This is a genomic window from Neobacillus niacini NBRC 15566 (assembly GCF_001591505.1).
In the GTDB taxonomy this organism is placed as follows: Bacteria; Bacillota; Bacilli; order Bacillales; family Cytobacillaceae; genus Neobacillus; species Neobacillus niacini.
Map to the genome: position 1 here is coordinate 1 of NZ_BCVA01000019.1, position 11,706 is coordinate 11,706.

Here is an 11,706-nt window from a genome sequence, read left to right on the forward strand (position 1 = left end):
TTAATTTTATTGTGGCGATTGTGGCGAAGTGGTTAACGCACCTGATTGTGGTTCAGGCATTCGTGGGTTCGATTCCCATCAGTCGCCCCATAAACCATTTATTTTGAAATATTTGAATATCATTGGGCTATAGCCAAGCGGTAAGGCATCGCACTTTGACTGCGACATGCGTTGGTTCAAATCCAGCTAGCCCAGCCAATTCGCGGAAGTAGTTCAGTGGTAGAACACCACCTTGCCAAGGTGGGGGTCGCGGGTTCGAATCCCGTCTTCCGCTCCATAATATGGCGGCATAGCCAAGTGGTAAGGCAGAGGTCTGCAAAACCTTTACCACCGGTTCGAATCCGGTTGCCGCCTTTCAAATTTTACTTAGATTTAATAGCGCATTTTATTGCGCCGGGGTGGCGGAACTGGCAGACGCACAGGACTTAAAATCCTGCGGTAGGTGACTACCGTACCGGTTCGATTCCGGTCCTCGGCATTACCTTTACAAAAATTTTATTATGCCGGTGTGGCGGAATTGGCAGACGCGCACGACTCAAAATCGTGTTCCTCTGGAGTGTCGGTTCGACCCCGACCACCGGTATCTAAAAAGCACTCACTAATGTTGTTCAATCAACGTTTGTGAGTGTTTTTTCTTTTTATTAAAGGCTCTGGTCTTAAAGTTTTGCTGAGATGAGATAATGCTTTATTCTATTAGGATATTTCGAGCATTTCGTTCCCGTTGGATCCATCACAATTGTCTTTGGGGATGTAGTTACCTAGTAAATGTGAAAGATTTATCCGTAGATGTCTCTGCAAGATGGGTTTCCTTAGATTACGCTGTAATCACGATCGGTTAAAGTTCTGCTAGATTCCATATATTTTATATATTTTTAGGTTACTAGTTATGGTATAGTACCAAGGAGAAAATATTGTATTTAGAGGAGCAGTCATGAGAAAAGAATGGATTTGCCGCTGGTCTTTTTTTATTTTTGGATTAATCGTATTTGGGTTGGGCATTGCCTTAACAGTTGAAGGAAAGTTAATAGGAATCGGTCCTTGGGATGTTTTTCACTATGGATTGTTTTTGCGAATTGGTCTATCGATTGGCACATGGTCTATCATTATGGGCTTTCTATTATTAACAGTTTCCTCCGTTGCAACGAAAAAACTGCCTAAGATTGGTGCCTTTTTAAATATGCTGTTGATTGGTTTATTTACGGATTTCTTTATCTGGCTATTGCCAAGTATCAATAGTGTAATAGGTGCCGTCATATTCTTTTGCATAGGTGCAGTTCTCATGGGGGTTGGTACAGGAATCTACATGTCGGCTGATTTGGGCTCTGGACCGCGTGATGGAATTATGCTTTTGATTATCGGTAAGACAGGCTGGAGTATCCAACGGGTTCGCAGCGGAATGGAAGTAATAGTACTAATCCTTGGTTGGGCATTGGGAGGACCAGTAGGAATCGGAACAATAATCATTGCCTTCCTATTAGGACCAATTGTAGGGGTTGCCTTACCGCAGTCTAAAAAACTTTTAAAGTTTATTCTTGAGGAAAAAGTAGATAATAAACTAGCTGTTTAAATAATTTTTTCTCCCAAGAACGCCGAAACTGGTTTATATGTTAATTTTTCAAGTAAAGAATAAGATATACGCTGTTTACGGATATTTCATTACTGTCTGTTAAAATAATTGTGTAAAATAGGTTTATGATAATTTGAGTCCAGGAGGACCCATGGATGTTAACAATTAAAGAAATAGCCGAAAGGGCAAATGTTTCACGTACAACCGTTTCCAGAGTCATTAATAATGCTGGTTACGTTAGTGAGGAAGCAAAAAGAAAAGTATTAAAGGTAATTGAAGAAACAGGATATATCCCTAGTGAAAATGCTAAGTCATTACGTACGAAAAAGACAAAGGTTATTGGTGTGATTCTCCCGAAAATTAGTACGGAAACATCGAGCCGGCTTGTAAAAGGCCTGGATGAAATATTTGCAAAAGAGGGATATCAAATCCTACTAGCCAACACCAATCTCAATCCGGAAAAAGAGATTGAATACTTAAAGCTGTTAAAGAGCAGGCATGTCGATGGGATAATCCTGTCGGCGACCAATATTAATCAGTCATTAGTGGAAGAAATATATCAGTTAAAAATTCCATTTGTAATGGTAGGTCAGCATATCTCCGGTATGGCCAACGTTCTGTTTGATGATTATCAGGCATCTAAAGATATGATTCAATTTTTCATTCATAAAGGCTATCAGAACATTGCCTTTATTGGTGTAACTGAAGAAGACCGTTCTGTAGGGTATTTGCGGAAGTTAGGATACTTGGACGCGATGAAAGAGAATCAGTTAGCGGTTGAGGAAAGCTGGGTGCAGACAGGAATTTTTAATGTCGATTCTGGTTATGAATGCATGAAAACCATTATGGCAACAACCAAACGAACACCTGATGCGGTGTTGGCTGTGACAGACCGACTTGCAATTGGAGCCTCCCAATATATTAAAGATAAAGGCCTCTGTATCCCAAAGGATATTGCTGTTGCCGGAATGGGTGGCTCGGAGCTGGCAAGACATATCTCTCCTCCTTTGACCACGATTGATTTTTCAGTGGAAGAGGCAGGACGTGAGGCGGCAAGTTTATTATTAGAGCAGATAAATGGTGGAAATTACCACGAAACGATTAAGACAATTAAGTATAGACTTCTTGAACGTTCCAGTATATAATCAATGTGTAATCGATTCCATAACGGTTACACTTTATTTTTTTAAAAAAAGGAATCGATTCCACAAATTATAAATTTGGTTTAGTTCCACAAAATAAAAGAAATCTTTTTTTTCTTCTATCTGGAATCGATTCCACAAAAAAACTGAGGTGAATACGATGTCAGAAAATCGCAAAATTGCACAAGAAGTGATCGAAGCTGTTGGGGGCGAGGAGAATATTCAATCAGTAGCCCATTGTGCCACAAGGCTAAGAATCATGGTCAATGATAAAGAAAAAATCAATCAAGAACAGGTAGAACAAATCAATAAAGTAAAGGGAGCATTCTATAATTCCGGTCAATACCAAATTATATTTGGTACTGGTACAGTAAATAAAATATACGAAGAAGTATCATATTTAGGTCTGGATACAAAATCCGCAACTGAACAGAAAAAAGAAGCAGTAAAAAGCGGAATGAAATTTCAACGAGCAATTCGTACCTTTGGTGATGTATTTGTACCGATTATTCCGGTTCTAGTAGCGACAGGACTTTTTATGGGTCTTCGCGGCTTGGTGATGCAAGACCAAATTTTAGCTCTATTTGGAATGAAGCCGGAGGATGTATCACAAAACTTTCTGCTCTTTACACAGGTATTAACGGATACAGCCTTTATCTTCCTGCCGGCTCTTGTTGCCTGGTCAACGTTTAGAGTATTTGGGGGAACTCCGATAATTGGATTGATTCTTGGACTCATGCTGGTTTCACCTGCCTTGCCAAATGCCTATGCAGTTGCAGGAGGCAGTGAAGAAGCGCTGCGTTTCTTCGACTTTATCCCGGTAGTTGGTTATCAAGGTTCAGTGATTCCAGCCTTTATCGCCGGTATTATTGGAGCGAAACTTGAAAGAGCTATTAGAAAACGAGTTCCTGAAGCATTGGATTTAATTGTTACACCGTTCGTTACGCTGCTTGTGATGAGTGCACTTGCACTATTAGTCATCGGACCTATTTTCCATACTGTTGAGCAAGGAATCTTGAATGTTGCGACAAATGTACTGTCTTGGCCATTTGGATTGGCAGGTCTATTAATCGGTGGATTAAACCAACTGATTGTTATCACAGGTGTTCACCACGTATTCAATATGTTAGAAATTCAACTGCTGGCTGAATTCAAAAACAATCCTTATAACGCGATTGTAACGTGTGCGGTTGCAGCACAGGGTGGAGCAGCTCTGGCGGTGGGATTAAAGACAAAGTCTGCAAAATTAAAAGCATTGGCACTGCCATCTTCATTTTCAGCATTTTTAGGTATCACCGAGCCAGCGATCTTCGGGGTAAACCTCCGTTACGGTAAACCATTTATCATGGCATTGATCGGTGGTGCAGCAGGCGGATTCTTAGCTTCCATTCTTGGATTAAAGGCAACAGGTATGGCCGTTACCGTTATTCCTGGAATACTGCTTTATCTAAATGGGCAGATTTTACAATATATTTTAGTAAACGTCGTTGCGATTGCCGTAGCCTTCATTTTGACTTGGATGTTTGGCTATTCAGATAAAGAAGTGGAGAAATAGGCAAGGTTGAACTTGCCTTTTCTTTTTATATAGGAGGTTCTGAACATGACAGAAATCCTTATTCAAAAAGCATACAAAGAAATAGAAAAATATAGGAATAAGGTAATCAATGATTCTTACCGATTAGACTACCATCTCATGCCGCCCGTTGGATTATTAAATGATCCCAATGGATTGATTCAATTTAAAGGGGTTTATCATGTTTTTTATCAGTGGAACCCATTTGATACGGCGCATGGTGCTAAGTTTTGGGGGCACTTTACTTCTGAAGATATGGTCCATTGGCGTGAAGAGCCGATTGCCTTGGCTCCAAGTGAGTGGTATGAAATAAATGGCTGTTATTCTGGCAGCGCGGTAGAAGCGGATGGAAAACTGTATCTCTTTTATACAGGAAATGTGAAGCAAGAAGATGGAACCCGGGAAACCTATCAATGCCTTGCGGTTTCTGAAGATGGAATCCATTTTGAAAAGCATGGTCCGGTTTTGCGGCTTCCGGAACAGTACACAGCCCATTTTCGCGACCCGAAGGTTTGGAAAAAAGATGAAAACTGGTATATGGTTGTGGGTGCGCAAACTTTGGATGAAAAGGGCATAGCGGTATTATTCCACTCAAAAGACTTATATCATTGGGAGGAAGCGGGTCCGATTGCCGGCTCTGGAATGAATGGGCTTGAGGACTTTGGCTATATGTGGGAATGTCCAGACCTGATTCATTTAAATGGTAAAGATGTCTTATTGGTTTCGCCGCAGGGACTAGAGCCAGACGGGGACTTCTATCATAATTTGTTTGAATCTGGATATTTTACTGGCGAGTTAGATTTGGAGAGTGTGAAGTTTCAGCATGGACCATTTACCGAGCTAGACCGTGGCTTTGACTTCTATGCACCACAAACCTTTACGAATGAGTCTGGGAGAACGATCCTGTACGCTTGGATGGGAATCACCGATGAGCAGGAAGCCTATCAGCCGACCATCGCGAATCATTGGGTACATGCCCTAACCATCCCAAGAGAATTAGAACTTCACCACGGGAAGATTTTACAGAAACCAGTGGAGGAACTAAAGAAGCTGCGAAAAGATCATGAAGTTGTGGAAGGAAATATATGCGAAGGCATTTCAATGGAGTTGCTCGTAGATTTCGAAAAAGCCGGTCCATTTGAAATCTCATTTCGGAACGAAGCATACTTAAAATTTGATTCTGACAAGTTTACGTTAAAAAGAAGAAATTTTAAAACAGGTGAATTCGAAAAAAGATCATGCAAAATAGCTTCTGTTTCTAAGTTGCAAATTTTAATGGACCATTCCTCCTTAGAGATTTTTGTTAATGACGGTGAAGAAGTATTTACGGCACGGTATTTTCCAAATCCTGAGGACGTGACGATCAGTATTCAAGGAGATGTTGAATTTACATGGACCAAGTGGAATCTTGGTTAGATAGAGGTGATGATGCTGAACGGAGTATTATGTTTGGGCGAAGCCCTTATTGATTTTATCCCGCTAGAGTCTGACAATTTAACTTATCAAAAAGCTCCAGGCGGTGCACCGGCTAATGTTTCAGTTGGAATTTCAAAACTTGGAGGGAAGGCGACTTTTCTTGGTAAGGTTGGAAATGATGTGCTGGGGATCTTCCTTCAGGAAACTTTGACAGATTACGGTGTTAATACGCAATCGATGAAGTATACAGACGAAGCTAGAACAGGCCTCACGTTTGTTACATTGGAGTCTTCCGGGGAGCGGAGTTTCAGTTTTTACATCAATCCAAGCGCGGACCGATTCTTAAAAAAAGAGGAATTGGATCCTGCACTATTTGAACAGCATAAGATTTTTCATTTCGGTTCAATCTCATTAATCAGTGAGCCTGCTAAATCAGCCACACTTCGGGCGGTCGAGCTTGCGAGAGAAAAGGGTATGCTGCTATCATATGATCCGAATCTCCGCTTAGGTTTGTGGGAATCTGAAGATCAGGCAAGGGAGACTATCCTTGCAACACTTTCCTATGCAGATATTCTAAAGGTGTCCGAGGAGGAAATCATCTTTTTAACAGGATGCAGCAACGTAGAAGAAGGACTCGGTCAATTACCTGATTTGCCGCTAATATTGGTGACATTAGGCGGTGAGGGATGTTTATACCGATTTAAAGGGCAGATTGGAAGAGTTCCTGCGTTAGAATGCAAGGTGGTTGATACGACTGGGGCTGGGGATGCGTTTGTTTCCGGAATTCTTTATTCTATCAATGAATCTGCAAAAACTCTGGCTGAGTTTTCGGGACAGGAAATGAAAGAGGTTATCCAATTCGCAAGTGTTTCCGGCGGTATAGCTATCACCAAAAAAGGCGCCATGACGGGTTTGCCTGCACTAGATGAAATTAGAGAAAGATTAAAAGAAAAGGCTTAAAAATGTTATTAAAAGGTGTGTACATAAAAATCAGTACACACCTTTTAATGTTCATTTGAATCATAAATTTATAGCGGTTGAGGCAGCGGACCTTCTACTGGTCCAACAGGTTTTTCCGCTTTTGCAATAAGTTTTTTCTGTTCTTCGACAAGCTGGGTTTCAGTATGTTTATAAAATCCCAATGCCTCTAGGTTTGTTAAAAATGACTTTCTGTCCATGCTTAGGTTTAAGGTAAGAATTCCATTAGAAAACTTACGAAAGAAAAGAATGATTTCTTTTTTATAAATACCTATTACTCTTACAATAAAGTACATTAGCAGGAAAATAATAACGAACCCCATGTTTGTTACATCCCCATTTCTACGCGAAGGCTTCTCGTCTTGTTAAATATCTTCAAAAATAAATTTAACATATATACATAATTATCCTGCTTTATTACCAAAAGCATTTTTAATTATTTATCTCTCAGTGAGGAACTGGCTCCCAACTTGAAGGCCAGTTTTGTTATGGGTCATAAAAAAGGCTGTGTACAAGAAAAATTACATTTTTAAATTGGATTTTTGTAAGTGAAATAGTTGATGATTTCGAACGACTTCATTTATATAGTTCATGGTTATTTTTTCTGCTTCTTCGAGGTTGTAGTGCGTCCGGTTATTTAGGATATTTGATAACATTCCTTGCCAAATTAGGTTGGTCAGTTCATTGATTCCATCAATATTTTCTATTTTTATCTTGCCTTCGTTTGCAGCTGCCTGTAATAGGCTCAAACCCCTTTTGTCCATATTTCGTTCAAAGAGGATGGGTTTTAATTCGTCCGGGATGTTAATTAAGTCATTTGGATAAAGTTTATAGTATTCTTCTAATAGAGCTTCTGGATGTTCACCCAAATCCATAATAAAAATAGCATGAAAAATCTGTGGGGATTTAAATGAATGCTTACAAAAACATTCCCAAGCCAATAGGTATTTTTCTAATGGGTTTTTCCCTTTCTCCATATAGATAGCAACATCTTCCGTATAGGTTTTCAAGAACTTCATTGAGGCAAAAAAGACTAGATGGGAAAGTTCAGTAAAATAGTTATAAATCGTGGCGCTATTATAGCCCGCACGATCCGCTACCTTCCTGATGGTAATCTTATCCATTCCCTCTTCCTCGATAATTTCAGCGGTTGCATCAACAAAATAAGTCCACATCCGGCTCATTTGAATTTCCCTTTTTTTCATAGTAATCCCCTCTCCCAAAAAAGTCTTTTAGTATATAGTGAATGTTTAGAAAATTTATATTGTCAGAAAATAATCACTATGATAATATAACCATAGTTAATAAATAATCATGATTAGTAAAATAATCATACCACGAAAAGGGGAAAGTTGAAAAATATTTTCTAATAAAAAGGGGTTGAGGTAAATGAATAAGGTAAAAATTGATCCTGTCGTCTTTTGGTCATCATTGATTGTAATTGTAGCAGCCACATTATTGTTGGTCGTGAACCGTGAATCAGCAGAACCGGTGTTAAGCAGCTTGATGTCAGATATCACCTTTAAATTGGATTGGGCTTTTCAATTATTAACGGTAGGTTTATTTATTGTCCTAGTTTGGCTGATATTTGGCCGTTATGGAAAAATTAAATTGGGTGAGGGGAAACCTGAATTTTCTTCCTTTAGTTGGGGAGCAATGCTGTTTTGTGCCGGGATGGGAACCAGTATCATGTTCTGGTCGATTATGGAACCAATCTACTATTATATTGGACCGCCATTTGGTATCGAAGCGAATAGCAATGAAGCGGCAGAATGGGCTGTTACATATGGGTTATTCCATTGGGGCATATCGGCATGGTCGCTTTACGCCTTACCAACGGTTACAATTGCCTATTCCTTTTTTGTAAAAAAACAATCCTCGTTAAAAATCAGTACTGCTTGCCGTGGGGCACTTGGTAAATATGCAGATGGCTGGGTTGGAAAGATCATTGATATCCTCGTGATCTGGAGCCTGGTTGGCGGACTTGGTACTTCTTTAGGATTAGGTGTTCCGATGATTTCTGCCGTTATTGGTGAAATTTTAGGGATGGAGCAATCTCTTGGTTTAAGTATCATCATCATTTTAATCTGGACTGTGATTTACTGTTCAAGTGCCTATATGGGACTTTACAAAGGCATTCGTAAGTTAAGCGACATTAACGTTTACCTTGCATTGGCCCTTGCAATATTTGTTTTACTTGCTGGTCCAACGCTATTCATTTTATCTTATTTTACAAACAGTTTAGGCCTTATGCTTCAGAATATTGTCCAAATGAGCTTCTATACGGATCCAATCAATAAAGGCGGCTTCCCGCAAGCTTGGACTGTGTTCTACTGGGCTTGGTTCGCAGCAACAGCACCATTTATGGGTTTATTCGTTGCCCGTATTTCAAAAGGCAGGACAATTCGAGAATTAATCAGTTCCGTTCTCTTATGGGGTTCATTAGGAAGCTGGCTCTATTTTGCTGTCTTTGGCGGTTATTCTATGCACCTGCAATTAAATGATATTCTGCCAATTACACAAATACTAGATTCTCAGGGTGGTCCAGCTGTTGTAGTTGAAGTTTTGAAAACGCTTCCTCTCAGCACAGTCGTATTAATATTCTTTGTCGTTTTAGGATTTATTTTCCTGGCAACATCCTTGGATTCTGCAACTTATATTTTATCTGCGATTGCAACTAAGGAACTAAAAGATGGGCAAGAACCTGCCCGCTGGCACAGGCTGTTATGGGGTGGGATTTTAGCAGTAATGGCAATAGCACTACTCATGATTGGCGGATTAAATGTCATCCAAACCTCATCGGTGATCGTGTCAGTACCAGTAATTATCATCTATATCTTATTAACAGTGTCATTATTGAGATGGTTGAAGCATGATCACAAGAATGTCTCATCGACGGAAAAGGACTTAGAAGAAAAGGCTGGGTGATACTGGCTAAATTAGAAGGTGTGACAAAAGTTTGGAGGTTAACCAATGGTTTTTAATGTACGTGATTCATTCCTGAAGATTAAGACTGAGTTTCCACGTAAAGTTCGTGAAATCGAGCATGTTTGGATTCCAATGTCAGATGGGACTAGGCTTGCAGCACGAATTTGGCTTCCAGAGGATGCGGAGCAGAATCCAGTCCCTGCCATTCTGGAATATCTTCCTTACCGTAAAAATGACTTTACAGCCTTAAGGGATTCGATCCGTCATCCGTATTTTGCAGGTCATGGATATGCCAGTATCCGTGTGGATATGCGTGGTTGTGGTGATTCGGATGGTATTTTGTACGATGAATATTTGCCACAGGAGCAGGATGATGCTTTGGACGTGTTGAATTGGATTGAGTCGCAGCCTTGGTCCACTGGTTCTGTTGGAATGATTGGGAAGTCTTGGGGGGGCTTTAATGGACTGCAGGTGGCGGCACGCCGTCACCCTGCCTTAAAGGCGATCATAACCCTTTGTTCCACAGATGACCGCTATGCGGATGATGTCCATTACATGGGCGGCTGTCTGCTTGCCTCGGATATGCAATGGTGGGCGTCGACTATGCTGGTCTACAATGGCCGGCCAGCTGACCCTAATGTTGTCGGTGAAGAGTGGCGCACCACATGGATGGAACGACTTGAGAAAACACCGCCATTTGTTGAGGAATGGGTGAAGCACCAGCGTCGCGACGACTACTGGAAACACGGTTCAGTATGTGAAAACTATTCCGATATTAATATTCCTGTTTTTGCCGTCGGCGGCTGGGCAGATGGCTATACGAATGCAATCCTCAGGCTGCTTGGCGGGCTGACGGGTCCCCGCAAAGGATTAATTGGACCATGGGCACATGAGTATCCGGAGGTCGCGGTGCCAGGTCCGGCAATCGGCTTCCTTCAGGAATGCTTACGCTGGTGGGATCAGTGGCTAAAAGGCATAGATACCGGGATTATGGAGGAACCGATGCTCCGGGCTTGGATGCAGGATAGTGTCCCGCCACAGGTCGATTATCCAGATCGCCCAGGGCGCTGGGTGGCAGAAAAAGAATGGCCGTCACCGAATATTGTTCCGGCAGAATTCTGGTTAAACGGTCAGCAGTTAATAGAAAAACCAACTAAAGAGCAAGAGATTACCGTACCAAGTGTGCAAACTCATGGACTTTATGCTGGCGTTTGGTGTCCTTTTGGGCAACCGGGTGATTTAGCGTCCGACCAACGCCTTGAAAATGGGCAGTCTGTATGCTTTACATCGGAGCAACTAGAATCTCCAATGGAGATTCTCGGGTTTCCAGAGATTACGGTTGAGCTAGAGTCCGACAAGCAAAATGCACTACTTGCAGTACGCCTATGTGATGTTGCTCCTGATGGGGCAGCAACATTGGTCAGTTGGGGGATGCTGAATCTCACCCATCGTAAGAGCCATGAGCATCCAACTCCTTTAGTACCTGGGGAACGCTACACAGTGAATGTTCGCCTCAATGCAATCGGGCATGTACTTCCAGCAGGGCACCGCTGGCAGGTAGCGCTGTCGCCAAACTACTGGCCGCATGCGTGGCCATCACCTGAACCTGTCACATTAAAGGTATTCAGCAGTGAGAAAACTCGTCTTACATTGCCAGTTCGTCCGCCGCAAGAAAGGGACCAAGAACTTCCAGTTTTCGGTGCACCAGAGACAGCAAGGGTTGCAGAACGGGAGATTTTACGGAAAGAAAGCCGTACCCGTAAGGTTCACCACGATCTTATTAAAGGTGAATGGGTGCTTGAGGACTTTTCTGATGAAGGTGCACGTCGTCTCTTGGGCAATGGGGTCGAGTATGGAAGCACCAACCGCAATATTTATACAATTGCTGAGGGTGATCCGTTATCAGCAGAGGTGTGTTGTGAATGGACGTTAGATGTAGGACGCGGCGAGTGGCAGACCCGGCTGGAAAGTGTCAGTACGATGAAAGCAGATGCGGAACGATTTTTTATAACAAATGAACTTACAGCGTTTGAGGGTGAGAAACAGGTTTTTACGAAAAAGTGGAATACTGAGATCCCCCGAGACTTTGTTTAATAGTTTGA

At 41.6% G+C, this 11,706-nt stretch carries 9 protein-coding genes and 6 tRNA genes; 13 read left to right on the top strand and 2 right to left on the bottom strand.

Annotated elements, in window-relative coordinates:
* Nucleotides 1-14: 14 nt before the first annotated feature.
* The 11 genes from BANA01_RS14920 to BANA01_RS14970 all read left to right on the top strand — a co-directional run bounded on the left by BANA01_RS14920 (nt 15) and on the right by BANA01_RS14970 (nt 6,658).
* Nucleotides 15-90: transfer RNA gene (locus BANA01_RS14920), tRNA-His, on the top strand.
* Between the two features lie 33 nt (nt 91-123).
* A tRNA-Gln gene (locus tag BANA01_RS14925) sits at nt 124-198 on the top strand.
* A gap of 4 nt (nt 199-202) precedes the next feature.
* Nucleotides 203-277: transfer RNA gene (locus tag BANA01_RS14930), tRNA-Gly, on the top strand.
* Nucleotides 278-283: 6 nt separating this feature from the next.
* Nucleotides 284-354, top strand: a tRNA-Cys gene (locus BANA01_RS14935).
* A 38-nt stretch (nt 355-392) separates the two neighbouring features.
* A tRNA-Leu gene (locus tag BANA01_RS14940) sits at nt 393-478 on the top strand.
* A gap of 24 nt (nt 479-502) precedes the next feature.
* Nucleotides 503-583, top strand: a tRNA-Leu gene (locus tag BANA01_RS14945).
* A 348-nt stretch (nt 584-931) separates the two neighbouring features.
* Complete coding sequence (locus BANA01_RS14950) at nt 932-1,567, top strand: YczE/YyaS/YitT family protein (RefSeq protein ID WP_063253643.1); 636 nt, start codon at nt 932-934, stop codon at nt 1,565-1,567.
* A gap of 155 nt (nt 1,568-1,722) precedes the next feature.
* A complete protein-coding gene (locus BANA01_RS14955) occupies nt 1,723-2,712 on the top strand; it encodes a LacI family DNA-binding transcriptional regulator (protein ID WP_063253644.1) in 990 nt (329 codons plus the stop codon).
* A gap of 157 nt (nt 2,713-2,869) precedes the next feature.
* Nucleotides 2,870-4,264 carry a sucrose-specific PTS transporter subunit IIBC gene (locus tag BANA01_RS14960; protein WP_063253645.1) on the top strand — a complete coding sequence of 465 codons (1,395 nt, stop codon included), beginning with the start codon at nt 2,870-2,872 and terminating at the stop codon, nt 4,262-4,264.
* A 45-nt stretch (nt 4,265-4,309) separates the two neighbouring features.
* Entirely contained in the window at nt 4,310-5,698 is a 1,389-nt protein-coding gene (locus BANA01_RS14965; protein ID WP_063253646.1) for a sucrose-6-phosphate hydrolase, read from the top strand.
* 12 nt (nt 5,699-5,710) lie between these two features.
* Entirely contained in the window at nt 5,711-6,658 is a 948-nt protein-coding gene (locus BANA01_RS14970) for an aminoimidazole riboside kinase (protein ID WP_174524430.1), read from the top strand.
* A gap of 68 nt (nt 6,659-6,726) precedes the next feature.
* Here BANA01_RS14970 and BANA01_RS14975 read toward each other — a convergent pair whose 3' ends face one another.
* The gene (locus BANA01_RS14975) at nt 6,727-6,999 is read right to left on the bottom strand and encodes a hypothetical protein (protein ID WP_063253648.1); all 273 of its coding nucleotides are present in this window, start codon (nt 6,997-6,999) and stop codon (nt 6,727-6,729) included.
* A gap of 198 nt (nt 7,000-7,197) precedes the next feature.
* On the bottom strand, nt 7,198-7,881 hold the full coding sequence (locus BANA01_RS14980; protein WP_063253649.1) for a TetR/AcrR family transcriptional regulator: 684 nt from the start codon (nt 7,879-7,881) through the stop codon (nt 7,198-7,200).
* 184 nt (nt 7,882-8,065) lie between these two features.
* Between BANA01_RS14980 and BANA01_RS14985 the strand changes: the two genes are divergently transcribed.
* Nucleotides 8,066-9,604: a BCCT family transporter gene (locus tag BANA01_RS14985; protein ID WP_063253650.1), complete on the top strand. Its 1,539-nt coding sequence runs from the start codon at nt 8,066-8,068 to the stop codon at nt 9,602-9,604.
* A gap of 45 nt (nt 9,605-9,649) precedes the next feature.
* Nucleotides 9,650-11,698 carry a CocE/NonD family hydrolase gene (locus BANA01_RS14990; RefSeq protein ID WP_174524428.1) on the top strand — a complete coding sequence of 683 codons (2,049 nt, stop codon included), beginning with the start codon at nt 9,650-9,652 and terminating at the stop codon, nt 11,696-11,698.
* Nucleotides 11,699-11,706 lie beyond the last annotated feature (8 nt).